Source organism: Dickeya aquatica (genome assembly GCF_900095885.1).
Taxonomy (GTDB): Bacteria; Pseudomonadota; Gammaproteobacteria; order Enterobacterales; family Enterobacteriaceae; genus Dickeya; species Dickeya aquatica.
Genome location: NZ_LT615367.1, coordinates 3934947 through 3949223, shown reverse-complemented (window position 1 = coordinate 3949223; position 14277 = coordinate 3934947). Strand labels below are relative to the sequence as shown.

The window sequence follows — 14277 nt, the reverse complement described above, 5'->3', positions numbered from 1 at the left end:
TCTTTGTTACAAACAACAAGCAAATAAGGAAAATATAGAATGGCTAAGGGGCAATCTTTGCAAGATCCGTTCTTGAACGCTCTGCGTCGTGAACGTGTTCCGGTTTCGATTTATTTGGTTAACGGTATCAAGCTGCAAGGGCAGATTGAGTCTTTCGATCAGTTTGTGATCCTGCTGAAAAACACGGTTAGCCAGATGGTGTACAAACATGCCATTTCCACGGTAGTACCGTCACGTCCGGTATCTCATCACAGTAATAATCCTGGCTCAAGCAACTACCACGCCAATAACCAGTCTGCGCCGCAACAGCCGCAGCAGGAAAGTGATGACGCGGAATAACGCGTCTTTACCCGTTTACCACGGCGGAAAATGTGCTGATGACAGCCGTTTTCACCGCCGTGGTTGCTTTTATCTGAGAGGGTGCCCGGTTGTTTGACCGTTATGAAGCCGGTGAACAGGCCATACTAGTTCATATTTACTTTTCACAAGAGAAAGATACTGAAGATTTGCTGGAGTTCGAATCTCTGGTTTCTTCAGCCGGAATCGAGGCGATGCAGGTGATTACCGGCAGTCGCAAAGCCCCGCACCCCAAATATTTTGTTGGCGAAGGAAAAGCAGAAGAGATAGCGGCCGCCGTTAAGGCAACAGGGGCGTTTGTCGTTCTGTTTAATCACGCATTAACGCCAGCACAAGAGCGCAACCTGGAGCGGTTGTGTGAATGCCGAGTCATTGATCGTACCGGCCTGATTTTAGACATTTTTGCCCAGCGTGCACGTACTCACGAAGGGAAATTGCAGGTTGAGCTGGCGCAGTTGCGCCACCTGGCGACGCGTCTGGTACGCGGCTGGACTCATCTGGAGCGCCAAAAAGGCGGTATCGGCCTGCGAGGCCCGGGTGAAACGCAGTTGGAAACTGACCGTCGTCTGCTACGTAATCGCATCAGCCAGATTTTGTCGCGGCTCGAGCGTGTAGAAAAGCAGCGTGAGCAGGGACGGCGTGCCCGCATGCGTGCAGATGTGCCGACCGTTTCGCTGGTGGGATATACCAACGCCGGCAAATCAACCCTGTTTAATCATATGACGTCAGCGCAGGTGTATGCGGCTGACCAGTTGTTTGCCACGCTGGATCCGACACTGCGCCGTATTGAGGTTGATGATGTCGGTGATACGGTGCTGGCAGATACGGTCGGATTTATCCGCGACTTGCCACACGATCTGGTGGCGGCGTTCAAGGCGACATTGCAGGAAACCCGTGAAGCGTCGTTACTGCTGCATGTGGTTGATGCCTCTGATGCCCGTGTCGATGAGAATATCGATGCCGTGAACGATGTACTGTGTGAAATCGAGGCAGATGATATTCCGTTTCTTTTCATCATGAACAAGATTGATAGGCTGGAAAATTTTGAGCCCCGTATCGATAGAGATGAAGAGAATCGGCCCGTCAGGGTATGGCTTTCTGCCCAGTCAGGCGAAGGCATTGCGTTATTATTTCAAGCCCTGACTGAACGGCTTTGCGGAGAGATAGCACATTATTCTTTGCGCCTGCCGGTGCAAGCCGGGCGCTTGCGAAGCCGTTTTTATCAGCTTCAGGCAATAGAAAAAGAGTGGATTGAAGAAGATGGCAGCGTTGGGTTGATAGTCAGAATGCCGATTATCGACTGGCGACGTCTGTGTAAGCAGGAGCGGGAATTGCAGGATTATATTGTTTGAGTAACACAGACGTCTCATGACTCTGGGACATTGACCCCGAAAAATACCTATCATAATGAATGGAGCTAAACATGGCGTGGAATCAGCCCGGTAACAACGGACAGGACCGCGACCCGTGGGGGAGCAGCAATAACAATAGCGGCAACTCTGGCGGAAATAATAAAGGCGGACGAGATCAAGGGCCCCCTGATCTTGATGATATCTTCCGTAAGTTAAGCAAAAAGCTCGGTGATCTGGGTGGTAAATCGTCAGGGTCGGGTTCTCAAGTCGGTAATGGGAATACCGGGCGTATCGCAGGGTTGGTGGTTGCGGCGGCGCTGGTGGTTTGGGGCGTCAGTGGTTTTTATACCATCAAAGAAGCGGAGCGCGGCGTTGTCACCCGGTTTGGCAAGTTTAGCCATCTGGTTGGCCCAGGGCTTAACTGGAAACCTACGTTTGTGGATGCGGTGCGTGCGGTGAACATCGAGTCGGTACGTGAACTGGCGACATCTGGCGTCATGCTGACATCCGATGAAAATGTGGTGCGGGTTGAAATGAACGTGCAGTATCGCGTCACCCAGCCAGACAAATACCTGTTTAGCGTGACCAACGCAGACGATAGCCTGCGTCAGGCGACAGACAGCGCACTACGTGGTGTGATAGGTAAATACACCATGGATAAGATCCTGACCGAAGGGCGCACCATTGTGCGTACTGATACCCAACGCGTGCTGGAAGAAACCGTGCGTCCTTATGATATGGGGATTACCCTGCTGGACGTCAACTTCCAGACGGCACGCCCGCCTGAGGAAGTGAAGGCGGCGTTTGATGATGCGATTGCGGCGCGTGAAAACGAGCAGCAGTACATCCGTGAGGCTGAAGCGTATGCGAATGAAGTTCAGCCGCGCGCTAATGGCCAGGCACAGCGCATTCTGGAAGAGTCCCGTGCGTATAAAGATCGTACCATTCTGGAAGCTCAGGGTGAGGTGTCTCGCTTCTCGCGTTTGTTGCCGGAATATAAAGCCGCGCCAGAGATAACCCGTGAGCGCTTGTACATTGAAACGATGGAGCGCGTGTTGAGTCATACCAGTAAAGTGCTGGTCAGTGACAAGAGTAATAACCTGATGGTATTACCGTTGGATCAACTGATGCGTGGGCAGAATACCGGCACACCGTCTGGCAACGGCAGTGCCAATGCGGCTCCGGCCCCGTTACGCTTGCCAGCGGCAGGTAGCCCGGGTGCCAGCTATACGCCACGCACGTCTGGTGCGAATGGCAGCATTATGGAGCAGCGCCGCGCCAACGCGCAGCGTGACGAGATAATCCGCGTAGGGAGAGAATAATCAATGCGTAAGTCAGTCCTCTTTATTCTTATCCCATTACTGCTGGTGGTTTATGCCTCGCTGTTTGTAGTGCAGGAAGGCCAGCGCGGTATCGTGATGCGTTTTGGTAAAGTGCTGCGTGACAATGAGAATAAACCACAGGTTTATCTGCCCGGTTTGCATATAAAGATTCCGTTTCTGGAGTCGGTTAAAATGCTGGATGCCCGTATTCAGACGATGGAAAACCAGGCCGATCGCTTCATTACCAAAGAGCAGAAAGACCTGATTGTCGATTCTTACATCAAATGGCGCATCAGTGACTTTAGTCGTTACTATCTGGCTACCGGTGGGGGCGATGTGTCGCAGGCGGAAGTGCTGCTAAAACGTAAATTCAGTGACCGTTTGCGTTCTGAAATTGGTCGTCTGGATGTGAAAGGCATTGTGACCGATTCACGCGGGCAACTGATGTCTGATGTGCGAGAGGCGTTGAATAACGGCACCGGTGAAACAACGGAAGCCGACAATGCGATTGCTTCTGCGGCCGCACGCGTTGCGCGTGAAACCAACACTGACACCGCTCGTTTGAACCCAAACAGTATGGCGGCGCTGGGGATTGAAGTCATTGATGTGCGCATCAAGCAGATTAACCTGCCGACGGAAGTGTCCGATGCTATCTATCAACGTATGCGCGCAGAGCGTGAAGCCGTGGCGCGTCGTCATCGTTCACAAGGTCAGGAACAGGCTGAGAAGATAAAGGCAGCGGCAGATTATGAAGTCACCCGTACGTTGGCTGAAGCCGAGCGTCAGGGCCGTATTATGCGCGGTGAAGGCGATGCGGAGTCGGCGAAGCTGTTTGCCACTGCGTTTAGTCAGGATCCCGACTTTTACAGTTTCATTCGCAGTTTGCGTGCCTATGAACACAGCTTTAATAACGCGAATCAGGATGTGCTGGTGCTGAGTCCTGACAGTGATTTCTTCCGGTATATGAAGTCGCCGGAGAAAGCTATCTCTTCGCGTTAAGCGTGCGTTAGCGTCATTTATTGCTACTAAAAGCCCGTATCTACGGGCTTTTTTCTGTCCGGAGTCTTTGTATGAGTGTGAATATTTGGCTGGCGTTAGGGTTAGTGCTGGTGATGGAAGGGTTAGGGCCCTTGCTGTTTCCCCGTCTCTGGCGGCGTATGATCCTGACGATGGCCCAACTCCCTGACAACATTCTGCGTCGGTTTGGTGGCGCAATTGTGGTTGCCGGTTGTGTTATCTACTACATGTTGCGTAGCCGAATGAATGGCTGAAATTCTCATCAAGAAATGTGCGCAAACGTGTGCTAAAACTACTGAAAGCGAAAAGATGAGATGGTAGAATCCTTTTTTAACCAATCTGGTGATTCTTGAGATGGGTAAGAACGTCGTCGTACTGGGCACCCAATGGGGTGACGAAGGTAAAGGCAAGGTCGTAGACCTGCTGACTGAACGGGCCAAATATGTTGTGCGCTATCAGGGCGGTCACAACGCTGGCCATACGCTGGTTATTAACGGTGAAAAAACCGTTCTTCATTTGATTCCCTCCGGTATTCTTCGCGAGAATGTGGTGAGCATCATCGGTAACGGTGTGGTGCTGGCACCGGACGCACTGATGAAAGAGATGACCGCACTGGAAGCGCGTGGCGTGCCGGTGCGTGAGCGTCTGCTGCTTTCTGAGGCTTGCCCGCTGATTCTTCCGTACCATGTTGCACTGGATAACGCGCGTGAAAAAGCGCGCGGAGCCAAAGCCATTGGTACCACCGGACGGGGTATCGGCCCTGCCTATGAAGATAAAGTTGCCCGCCGTGGCTTGCGCGTGGGCGACCTGTTTGATCGCGAGACTTTCGCTGTCAAACTGAAAGAGATCATGGAATACCACAACTTCCAACTGGTGCAGTATTACAAAACTGAGCCGGTCGATTACCAGAAAACGCTGGATGATGTGCTGGCAGTAGCCGATATCCTGACGGCGATGGTTGTGGATGTGTCCGACCTGCTGCATAAAGCCCATCTGCGTGGCGATTTCGTGATGTTCGAAGGCGCACAAGGTACGTTGCTGGATATTGACCACGGTACTTACCCGTATGTCACCTCGTCCAACACTACCGCAGGTGGTGTCGCGACCGGTTCAGGTTTAGGCCCACGTTATGTGGATTATGTGCTGGGTATCGTCAAGGCGTATTCAACGCGTGTCGGTGCAGGCCCATTCCCGACTGAACTGTTTGATGACGTGGGTGAGCACCTGTCACACAAAGGCAATGAGTTTGGTGCCACCACCGGGCGTCGCCGCCGTACCGGCTGGCTGGATGCTGTGGCTGTGCGTCGCGCGGTACAGATTAACTCCTTGTCGGGTTTCTGTCTGACCAAGCTTGATGTGCTGGACGGCCTGAATGAAGTAAAAATTTGCGTTGGTTATCGTATGCCTGATGGCAGCGAGGTTGACGTGACGCCGCTGGCGGCTGACGGCTGGGAAGGCATTGAGCCGATTTATGAAGCTATGCCGGGCTGGTCTGAGAGTACCTTCGGTGTGAAAGAGTACGCTAAGCTGCCACAGGCGGCGCTCAACTACATCAAGCGCATTGAGGAAGTGACCGGTGTGCCGGTAGACATCATTTCCACCGGGCCTGATCGTGAAGAAACCATGATCCTGCGCGATCCTTTCGACGTCTGAGCCTGATTGCCGCGAAATGAAAAAGGACGGGTTCTTCCCCGTCCTTTTTGTTTGTTATCCCGTACCCTCGATTAATGAGTGGCACTGTTCAGAAAACCTGCATCGCCCTCAATCCATCGTTTTAGGCGGGGCTATTCAATGCACTCTCTTTGGCTTGCAGCGCATCCAGTAGTTTGTTGTGGATATTGCCAAAGCCGCCGTTGCTCATCACCAGAATATGATCGCCCGGCTGTGCGGTTTTCATTATCATCTCAACCAGAGTATCGATATCCGCGCTCCACCAGGCGGGCTGAATACACGCGTCAGCCACCTCTGCTACCAGCCAGGGAATATGTGCAGGCTGGTACAGGAATACGCCATCTGCGCGCCCCAGCGCCGGTGCTAACTCGTTTTTGCAATGGCCCATTTTCATGGTGTTGGAGCGCGGCTCCAGTACCGCCAGAATTCGCGCGGTGCCGCCGACTTTGCTACGTAACGCAGCAAGTGTCGCAAGGATAGCCGTTGGGTGATGTGCAAAATCATCGTACACGCTGACGCCGTGCGCCGTACCGCGTAATTCCAGCCGCCGACGCGCGTTGATAAAACCACCCAGCGCCTGACACGCTTGTGCCGGGGGAACACCGACATGCCGTGCGGCGGCTATCGCCATCAGGCCATTGTGCATGTTGTGCTCGCCGACCACACTCCAGTTAACCTCACCGACGAGTTGGTCATTGAGGTAGACCTGAAATACGCTGGCATCAGCAGTGACTTTCTTGGCTTTCCAGATACCCTCTTCGCCGACCAGTTCCTGCTCGCTCCAGCACCCCATGCCGATGACCTGTTTGAGATGCAGGTCGTGGGCGGGAACGATAATACGGCCTGTGCCCGGCACCAGACGAACCAGATGGTGAAACTGCTTCTGAATCGCTTTGAGATCGTCAAAGATATCCGCGTGATCGAATTCCAGATTGTTCAGAATTAGCGTGCGTGGGCTGTAGTGGACGAATTTGGAACGTTTGTCGAAGAAAGCGCAGTCGTATTCGTCTGCTTCAACAACGAAGAAAGGGCTATCGCCGAGGCGAGCCGAAACCGTGAAATTACCGGGTACTCCGCCTATCACGAAGCCGGGCTGATAGCCGCACGCTTCCAAAATCCATGTCACCATACCTGCGGTGGTGGTTTTACCGTGTGTACCGGCGACAGCAATGACCCAGCGCTCTCGCAATACGTGATCGTGCAGCCACTGTGGGCCGGACATATAGGGAATGTTCTGCTCCAGCACCGCTTCGACACACGGGTTGCCACGGGACATGGCATTACCGATGATGACCAGATCAGGCACAGGGTTCAGTTGTGCGGGGTCATAACCCTGTATGAGCGTGATCCCTTGTTCTTCCAGTAAGGTACTCATTGGCGGATAGACATTGGCATCCGAACCCGTTACCTGGTGTCCCTGCGAGCGGGCCAGCAGTGCCAGTCCGCCCATAAAGGTGCCACAGATTCCTAAAATATGAATACGCATACATTTTCCATCTATATTCAGAGAGTCTGCTGCCCATTCTAACGCCTGGGATACGCCATAAGAAATGGATTTGCTAGGTCTCGCTTTCTGTTTGGGCTACACTGCAAACGCAAACGCTGGCGGTACAAAACTGAAACCGCTTTTCATTCGTAGATTCTGGAATAGTGTTATGAAAACGTTAGGCGAATTTATCGTCGAAAAACAGCACGATTTCTCTCACGCGACCGGTGAGCTGACTGCGCTGCTGTCGGCCATCAAACTGGGTGCGAAGATTATCCACCGTGATATCAACAAAGCTGGTCTGGTGGACATTCTGGGCACCAGCGGTGTGTCCAACGTTCAGGGCGAAGTGCAGATGAAGCTCGATCTGTATGCCAATGAAAAGCTCAAGGCGGCACTGAAAGCGCGTGGTGATGTGGCCGGTATTGCCTCTGAGGAAGAGGATGAAATTGTCATCTTTGACGGCGAACGTGCTGAAAACGCTAAATACGTGGTACTGATGGACCCGCTGGATGGTTCTTCCAACATCGATGTTAACGTCTCCGTCGGGACCATTTTCTCTATCTATCGCCGTATTACCCCGCTGGGTACACCGGTGCGCGAAGAGGATTTTCTTCAGCCGGGTAGCCAACAGGTTGCCGCCGGTTATATCGTTTACGGCTCTTCCACGATGCTGGTGTACACCACCGGTCATGGTGTGCATGCCTTTACCTATGACCCGTCGCTCGGCGTATTCTGCCTGTCTCATGAGCGAGTCTGCTTCCCGGAAAAAGGCAGCATGTATTCCATCAACGAGGGGAATTACATTAAATTCCCGCAGGGTGTGAAGAAGTACCTGAAATACTGTCAGGAACAGGACGAAGCCACACAGCGCCCTTACACCACGCGTTATATCGGCTCTCTGGTGGCGGATTTCCATCGTAACCTGCTCAAAGGCGGTATTTATCTCTACCCGAGCACCGCCAGCTATCCTGAAGGGAAACTGCGTTTGCTATACGAATGTAACCCGATGGCATTTCTGGCAGAGCAGGCTGGCGGTAAAGCCAGTGACGGCAAAAACCGGATTCTGGATATCACGCCGCAGAAACTGCATCAGCGTGCGCCGTTCTTTGTCGGCAACACCTCAATGGTGGAAGACCTCGAAGGGTTCCTGCGCGACTATCCTGACGCGTAAAAACATGCCTTGTCTGTATCAGGCCCGCGTTATGCGGGCCTGATAATTCGCTATAGCGTACTTTCTGGCGGTTACAATGACGCACTGCGCTCGTGGTTAGTCAGCCGAATCCAGCGTCGTGCGTTCGAACCAGCTTTCCAGAATAATCACCGCAGATGCCGCATCAACGCTGCCTTTATCCAGTGCCCGAAATCCACCGCGACTGAACAAATCAGCCCGGGCCTCTACTGTGCTAAGGCGCTCGTCATGTAACGCCACCGCGATACCAAAACGGCCATGCAGACGCTGCGAAAATTTGCGTGCTCTGGCGGTGATCGGCTGCTCTGTCCCATCCATGTTCAGCGGCAAACCGACCACCACCAGGGCGGGTTGCCACTCTTTAAGAAGCTTCTCGATTTTCTGCCAGTCGGGAATACCGTCTTGCGCTTTGAGGGAGGTCAGCGGCCGGGCGGTGCCGGTGACTTCCTGCCCGATAGCGACACCGATACTGCGGGTGCCAAAATCAAAGGCCAGCAGGGTACGGTTTCCCATCAGGCATGCCCCGCTTCGGTGGCAATATTATGGATATCCACCCCCAGTTTTTTTGCCGCCGCCCGCCAGCGCTCGGCAATTGGGGTGTGGAACAGAATGTGTGTATCTGCGGGTACGGTAAGCCAGGCGTTATCGAGCAACTCGCTCTCCAGTTGACCGGCTTCCCAGGCAGAATAGCCCAGCGCCACCAGCGTATTGGACGGTTGGGTCGCGGTGCCGAGCGTCTCCAGCACATCTTTTGAGGTGGTTATCATGGTGTCATCAGAAATACTGATGCTGGACGCAAACCCTTCGTGGGGGGTATGCAGAATAAAGCCCCGATCGTCAGCCAGCGGGCCGCCGGAAAATACCGGTTTATCGAGACGAATGGCGTTGTCTCTCGGTGTGGGGGCTATCTTCAGTTTTTCCAGAATATTTTCGACAGTGAACTGTTCCATTGGCTTATTGATGATAAGTCCCATCGCGCCCTCTTCATTGTGCTCGCAGAGGTAAATCACGGCGCGCCGGAAGACTGAGTCCTGCAAAGAGGGCATCGCAATCAGAAAATGGTGCTGTAAATTCATCGTCTTGGTCATCACTTTGCTGTCGAAGTGGAAAGGCCGGTTCACGTCTGGCGTGAACCGGAATGCACCAGCGCCTGTGGTTAAGCTTAACGCTGTGCCAGCCGCCGCTCAATGGCGTCCATCAGCATGCCGGTAATCGAAATTTCCGGGTAAGCGGCTTCGATTTCACGCACGCAGGTTGGGCTGGTGACGTTAATTTCGGTCAACCGGTCGCCGATGATATCCAGCCCGACGAAAATCAGCCCTTTTTGTTTGAGCACCGGTGCAACCGTGCGGGCGATTTGCCAGTCACTTTCACTCAGCGGGCGCGCTTCACCACGGCCGCCAGCCGCCAGATTGCCACGCGTTTCGCCGCTTTTCGGTATGCGCGCCAGGCAATAAGGCACTGGCTCGCCATCCACCACCAGCACGCGCTTGTCACCGTCTTTGATGGCAGGCAGGTAGTTCTGCGCCATGCAGTAACGGCTGCCGTGTTCGGTGAGCGTTTCGATAATCACCGAGACGTTGGCATCTTCCGGCTTCAGCCGGAAAATGGATGCGCCGCCCATGCCGTCGAGCGGTTTTAGGATCACATCGCTGTGGTGCTGATGAAACGCCCGTAACCGTTCGGCGCTGCGCGTTACCAGTGTGTCGGGCGTCAGGTCGGCAAACCAGGCGGTAAATAATTTCTCGTTACAGTCACGCAGACTCTGTGGTTTGTTGACGATGAGTGTGCCTTTCTCTTCGGCGCGCTCAAGAATGTAAGTCGCGTAGATAAATTCGGTGTCAAACGGCGGGTCTTTACGCATCAGCACTACATCGAGATCGTGCAGGGCGATGTCCTGCGTATCGCCGAAGGTGTACCAATGGCTGTAGTCGTGCTGAACACTGAGCGTGCGGGTGGTGGCGCGTGCCTCACCCGCATGCAGGTAGAGATCGCCCATTTCCATATAGTGCAATTCAAAACCACGACGCTGGGCTTCCAGCAACATCGCAAAACTGGTGTCTTTTTTGATATTGATGGATGCAATCGGGTCCATCACGATGCCAAGCTTAATCATTGTTCTCTCCTTTATCCCAGATCGCCAAACCGCACCTGTAGCGCGGTAATGGCGGTGAGCGCGGTGGTTTCTGTGCGTAGTACACGGGGCCCCAACAGAATATCGGTAAACCCGTGTCTGGCAGTCATGGCAATTTCGTCTGCCGAGAGCCCGCCTTCAGGCCCAATCAACAGCCGGATGCGTGACAGCGGTAACGGCAGCGTATTGATGCTGTGTTGCGCCCGTGGATGCAGATTCAGCTTTAATCCTTCATCAGGCTGTGCGCACCAGCTTTCCAGCGTCTGTGCGGCACGGATTTCGGGCAGACGATTTCTGCCACACTGTTCACAGGCTGCAATGGCGATTTTTTGCCACTGCTGAATTTTCTTTTCCAGCCGTTCGGCATCCAGTTTGACGCCGCAACGTTCGGAAAACAGCGGGGTAATAATATTGACGCCCAGTTCGATGGATTTCTGGATGGTGAATTCCATTTTTTCGCCGCGAGACATCACCTGACCAAGATGCAGATGCAGCGGCGATTCCCGGTCTTCTTGTCTGCCTGCTGCATAACCCACGCGCACGGCTTTCTTTTCCACCTGCATTATCTGTGCGTCAAACACCTGGTTACTGCCATCGAAGAGCTGTAACGGCTGGCCTGCGGTCATTCGCAGTACCCGGCCTACATGGTTGGCCGCCTCATCGCTCAGGTTCGTTTCTCCCCCTTGTGCGGCGAGTGTTTCGGGGTGAAAAATGCGCGGTATTCGCATGAATTCTTTGGCCTTAACCTAATCTGGGTTCAATGGGCATCAGCGCCCGACAGGCTTTCGCCCGCGACGGTTACGCGGGCAAAGCCGTAGTCTGTTATACAGGAATCAAGCCGTTATAGTAGGGAGCCAGACTATGGCTGGCAAGCCTGTTGCACATACGGGTTGTGGTTGCCCTGTACGGCGGCAATACGTGCTTCGCGGGTGCATTCCCAGCGTGTCACCGGGTACTGCTTATTCCAGGCTTCAAATAGCTGGGTTTGCTGGCGTGAGAGGTTCAACTGGTAGCGATCCCGCATATAAAAATAGGTACGGGCAATTGCGCCACGCGCGCGTTCAGGCGGTTCGGCGAGCTGATTTTTAAAGTCAATTTTCATTTCGCACTGACCATACTGGCGCTCGCCACCGTTCCACTGGCTGTACATGAAATTACCGCGATCGCCATTCACCTCGCCGATGGCGGGTTGCAGGTTATGCAAATCAGTTTCCAGTTGCCGGTAAACCTCGTCTTTGGCGCAGTTCTTGCGCCCGCCGTCTTGCCAGCACTGACGCTGATGACCAAATTGCCAGGCCGGAACGACATGCTCCCATTCGATGCGGCTGGCGCGATTTGCATCTTTACGCACCTGATAACCGCAAGAAGCCAGATTCGGTACCCCTTTTTTGCCCTGCCAGTCTATCTTGCAGCCACAATAAAACGAGCCGGGCGCATCCTGATGGATCTTGGCCGCGGCGGCCTTGGCTTGTGTGAAGTTATTGATGTCCTGACCGATGGCTGTCAGCGAGGTCAGGCCCGCGCCGAGCGCGGCGACAATCACAACATTGCGAAGCATATTCCAGTATTCCCGGCGAAGTGAAAAACGGCAGCGTACCTGAAGAATGGCATACAGGCAAAGGTAAAAAAGGCAGCATGAAATGCTGTGATTTTCGTTTGAAAAGGGCGTGTAACCGGATTATTGGCATCGTTGTTTTGCTCATCGCTCCGGTGTGTGATCTCGCGGTGTCGTGCTCTGCATCGCCTGCAATCGGCTACCACAGTGGCGGCAGCGGTATTCCGCTTCACCCCGCATGACCCGGTTATGGCGACGTAATGTTAGCTCATGCTGGCGGCAGGCGCAGTGATAGCGGAAGGTCTGGCCTTGTACCGAGGCGACGGCAAACGTGTGTGTACGGCGCGCGGGGGTGTTCAGGACGGTTTCCATCATCCAGCGCCATTCTTTGCCATGCGGCGCGGTTTTGCCAAAACGCGCATACACCAACAGGTGGGCCAGCTCGTGTGGCACGACTTCGTCAATAAACGTGAACTGATTTTCCTGTAGCAACACCGGGTTAAGGCGGATTTCCCACGCTTTCAACCAGGCGCTACCGGCGATAGCCCCACGTTGCTGGTAGTTGACCGTAGGTTCAGGGTACTGTTGGCCCAATTGCTGATTGGCCTGATGGAGTTTTTCCCGCAGGCAACGCATGACGGACTGGTGCAGGGCAATCGGGAGTCGTGATGAGCGGTTCATGCTGGCAGCTTACGGTCTTGGCAGCCGCGATGCAATAACCAGGAAAACGAGAGACATCCTACATAAAAAACGGCGAAGCACAGGCTTCGCCGTCACGTTTAACGCATTATGATGGGCGGTTAATTCAGGCCAGCCGCATCGCGCAGTTTTTCTGCCACGTCGGTTTTTTCCCACGGGAACTCTTCGCGCCCGAAGTGGCCGTAAGCGGCCGTTTTCTGGTACATCGGGTGCAGCAAGTCCAGCATCTTGATAAGGCCATAGGGGCGCAAATCAAAGAACTGGCGCACCAGCTCAACCAAACGATCGCTGGTGACTTTCCCGGTACCGAAAGTTTCAACCATGATGGAGGTCGGTTCCGCCACGCCAATGGCGTAAGACACCTGAATTTCACAGCGATCGGCCAGGCCCGCAGCCACAATGTTTTTCGCCACATAGCGAGCGGCATAAGCGGCAGAACGGTCCACTTTTGACGGGTCTTTACCGGAGAATGCGCCGCCGCCGTGGCGAGCTGCACCGCCGTAGGTGTCAACGATGATTTTACGCCCGGTCAGGCCGCAGTCACCCATTGGCCCGCCGATGACAAAACGGCCGGTCGGGTTGATAAAATATTTGGTGTGTGCAGAGAGCCACTCAGACGGCAGAACCGGCTTGATAATCTCTTCCATCACCGCTTCCTGAAGCTCTTTCTGGGCGATGGATTCAGAATGCTGGGTGGACAGCACGACGGCATCAATACCGACGATTTTGCCATTGTCATAGGCGAACGTAACCTGACTTTTCGCATCCGGGCGCAGCCACGGCAGGGTGCCGTTTTTGCGCACTTCAGACTGGCGCTGCACCAGACGGTGTGCGTAGGTAATCGGCGCAGGCATCAGCACGTCGGTTTCGTTGGTGGCGTAGCCAAACATCAGGCCCTGATCGCCCGCACCTTGCTCCAGCGGATCTTTACGGTCAACGCCTTGATTAATGTCCGGGGACTGTTTGCCGATAGCGCTCAGCACTGCACAAGAGTTGGCGTCAAAGCCCATTTCGGAGTTGACGTAACCAATATCACGCACGGTGCGGCGCGTGATTTCTTCAATATCCACCCAGGCGCTGGTGGTAATTTCACCACCGACTAACACCATACCGGTTTTTACGTAAGTTTCGCAGGCAACGCGCGCTTTGGGGTCTTGCTCCAGAATCGCGTCAAGGACGGCGTCGGAAATCTGGTCAGCGATTTTATCAGGATGTCCTTCGGAAACCGACTCGGACGTAAAAAGGTGTTTAGCCATGAGTTTCTTTACCTTATAAGCTAAAGCCGTTAAGCAATGTATCCCCGTTATTCTTCAGGTTGTGGCCGTATGACTTTGTGTGTCGGCCGTACACCCTGCCTCTTTCTTTCGGAGCCTCTGCAACCAAAATGACTGGGGAGATACCATTAATCAGTATGGATGGATTAACATCTGGACGGCTATTCTAGGTTACACGTTGGCCCCTTGCCAGCAATTTTTGTCCCACAGCAGCCCAT

At 53.9% G+C, this 14277-nt stretch carries 15 protein-coding genes; 7 read left to right on the top strand and 8 right to left on the bottom strand.

The window, feature by feature from the left end:
* Positions 1 to 39 precede the first annotated feature (39 nt).
* From hfq to DAQ1742_RS17840, 6 genes are all read left to right on the top strand, one after another.
* A complete protein-coding gene (gene hfq / locus DAQ1742_RS17865) occupies positions 40 to 339 on the top strand; it encodes an RNA chaperone Hfq (RefSeq protein WP_035344399.1) in 300 nt (99 codons plus the stop codon).
* A gap of 89 nt (positions 340 to 428) precedes the next feature.
* Entirely contained in the window at positions 429 to 1709 is a 1281-nt protein-coding gene (gene hflX, locus DAQ1742_RS17860) for a ribosome rescue GTPase HflX (RefSeq protein ID WP_067487306.1), read from the top strand.
* A gap of 71 nt (positions 1710 to 1780) precedes the next feature.
* Positions 1781 to 3031, top strand: a complete 1251-nt coding sequence (gene hflK, locus DAQ1742_RS17855; RefSeq protein ID WP_035344395.1) for an FtsH protease activity modulator HflK — start codon at positions 1781 to 1783, stop codon at positions 3029 to 3031.
* Positions 3032 to 3034: 3 nt separating this feature from the next.
* Positions 3035 to 4030: a protease modulator HflC gene (hflC, locus tag DAQ1742_RS17850; protein WP_035344393.1), complete on the top strand. Its 996-nt coding sequence runs from the start codon at positions 3035 to 3037 to the stop codon at positions 4028 to 4030.
* Positions 4031 to 4101: 71 nt separating this feature from the next.
* Positions 4102 to 4302: a DUF2065 domain-containing protein gene (locus DAQ1742_RS17845; protein ID WP_035344391.1), complete on the top strand. Its 201-nt coding sequence runs from the start codon at positions 4102 to 4104 to the stop codon at positions 4300 to 4302.
* A gap of 100 nt (positions 4303 to 4402) precedes the next feature.
* Positions 4403 to 5701, top strand: a complete 1299-nt coding sequence (locus DAQ1742_RS17840; RefSeq protein WP_035344389.1) for an adenylosuccinate synthase — start codon at positions 4403 to 4405, stop codon at positions 5699 to 5701.
* A 121-nt stretch (positions 5702 to 5822) separates the two neighbouring features.
* Here DAQ1742_RS17840 and mpl read toward each other — a convergent pair whose 3' ends face one another.
* A complete protein-coding gene (gene mpl, locus DAQ1742_RS17835; RefSeq protein WP_035344387.1) occupies positions 5823 to 7205 on the bottom strand; it encodes a UDP-N-acetylmuramate:L-alanyl-gamma-D-glutamyl-meso-diaminopimelate ligase in 1383 nt (460 codons plus the stop codon).
* A gap of 169 nt (positions 7206 to 7374) precedes the next feature.
* On the opposite strand from mpl, the gene fbp reads away from it, so the two are divergent.
* Positions 7375 to 8379, top strand: a complete 1005-nt coding sequence (gene fbp / locus DAQ1742_RS17830; protein ID WP_035344385.1) for a class 1 fructose-bisphosphatase — start codon at positions 7375 to 7377, stop codon at positions 8377 to 8379.
* A 96-nt stretch (positions 8380 to 8475) separates the two neighbouring features.
* Here fbp and ruvX read toward each other — a convergent pair whose 3' ends face one another.
* From ruvX to metK, 7 genes are all read right to left on the bottom strand, one after another.
* Positions 8476 to 8910 (bottom strand): Holliday junction resolvase RuvX, encoded by a 435-nt coding sequence (gene ruvX / locus DAQ1742_RS17825; protein WP_035344384.1) that lies wholly within the window; start codon positions 8908 to 8910, stop codon positions 8476 to 8478.
* Positions 8910 to 9473 (bottom strand): YqgE/AlgH family protein, encoded by a 564-nt coding sequence (locus tag DAQ1742_RS17820; protein WP_035346344.1) that lies wholly within the window; start codon positions 9471 to 9473, stop codon positions 8910 to 8912. Before DAQ1742_RS17820 ends, ruvX begins: the two co-directional genes overlap by 1 nt.
* Positions 9474 to 9559: 86 nt before the next feature.
* The gene (gene gshB / locus DAQ1742_RS17815; protein ID WP_035344382.1) at positions 9560 to 10513 is read right to left on the bottom strand and encodes a glutathione synthase; all 954 of its coding nucleotides are present in this window, start codon (positions 10511 to 10513) and stop codon (positions 9560 to 9562) included.
* Positions 10514 to 10524: 11 nt separating this feature from the next.
* The gene (gene rsmE / locus DAQ1742_RS17810; RefSeq protein ID WP_035344380.1) at positions 10525 to 11259 is read right to left on the bottom strand and encodes a 16S rRNA (uracil(1498)-N(3))-methyltransferase; all 735 of its coding nucleotides are present in this window, start codon (positions 11257 to 11259) and stop codon (positions 10525 to 10527) included.
* A 131-nt stretch (positions 11260 to 11390) separates the two neighbouring features.
* Positions 11391 to 12089 (bottom strand): deoxyribonuclease I, encoded by a 699-nt coding sequence (gene endA / locus DAQ1742_RS17805; protein WP_035344378.1) that lies wholly within the window; start codon positions 12087 to 12089, stop codon positions 11391 to 11393.
* 141 nt (positions 12090 to 12230) lie between these two features.
* Complete coding sequence (locus DAQ1742_RS17800) at positions 12231 to 12767, bottom strand: SprT family zinc-dependent metalloprotease (RefSeq protein ID WP_035344376.1); 537 nt, start codon at positions 12765 to 12767, stop codon at positions 12231 to 12233.
* Between the two features lie 119 nt (positions 12768 to 12886).
* Positions 12887 to 14041 carry a methionine adenosyltransferase gene (gene metK / locus DAQ1742_RS17795; protein WP_035344374.1) on the bottom strand — a complete coding sequence of 385 codons (1155 nt, stop codon included), beginning with the start codon at positions 14039 to 14041 and terminating at the stop codon, positions 12887 to 12889.
* Positions 14042 to 14277: the final 236 nt, after the last annotated feature.

Coding starts and splice junctions, on each gene's coding strand:
- hfq (WP_035344399.1), top strand. CDS start 40: ATGGCTAAGGGGCAATCTTTGCAAGATCCGTTCTTGAACGCTCTGCGT.
- hflK (WP_035344395.1), top strand. CDS start 1,781: ATGGCGTGGAATCAGCCCGGTAACAACGGACAGGACCGCGACCCGTGG.
- hflC (WP_035344393.1), top strand. CDS start 3,035: ATGCGTAAGTCAGTCCTCTTTATTCTTATCCCATTACTGCTGGTGGTT.
- DAQ1742_RS17845 (WP_035344391.1), top strand. CDS start 4,102: ATGAGTGTGAATATTTGGCTGGCGTTAGGGTTAGTGCTGGTGATGGAA.
- DAQ1742_RS17840 (WP_035344389.1), top strand. CDS start 4,403: ATGGGTAAGAACGTCGTCGTACTGGGCACCCAATGGGGTGACGAAGGT.
- mpl (WP_035344387.1), bottom strand. CDS start 7,205: ATGCGTATTCATATTTTAGGAATCTGTGGCACCTTTATGGGCGGACTG.
- fbp (WP_035344385.1), top strand. CDS start 7,375: ATGAAAACGTTAGGCGAATTTATCGTCGAAAAACAGCACGATTTCTCT.
- ruvX (WP_035344384.1), bottom strand. CDS start 8,910: ATGGGAAACCGTACCCTGCTGGCCTTTGATTTTGGCACCCGCAGTATC.
- DAQ1742_RS17820 (WP_035346344.1), bottom strand. CDS start 9,473: ATGAATTTACAGCACCATTTTCTGATTGCGATGCCCTCTTTGCAGGAC.
- gshB (WP_035344382.1), bottom strand. CDS start 10,513: ATGATTAAGCTTGGCATCGTGATGGACCCGATTGCATCCATCAATATC.
- rsmE (WP_035344380.1), bottom strand. CDS start 11,259: ATGCGAATACCGCGCATTTTTCACCCCGAAACACTCGCCGCACAAGGG.
- endA (WP_035344378.1), bottom strand. CDS start 12,089: ATGCTTCGCAATGTTGTGATTGTCGCCGCGCTCGGCGCGGGCCTGACC.
- DAQ1742_RS17800 (WP_035344376.1), bottom strand. CDS start 12,767: ATGAACCGCTCATCACGACTCCCGATTGCCCTGCACCAGTCCGTCATG.
- metK (WP_035344374.1), bottom strand. CDS start 14,041: ATGGCTAAACACCTTTTTACGTCCGAGTCGGTTTCCGAAGGACATCCT.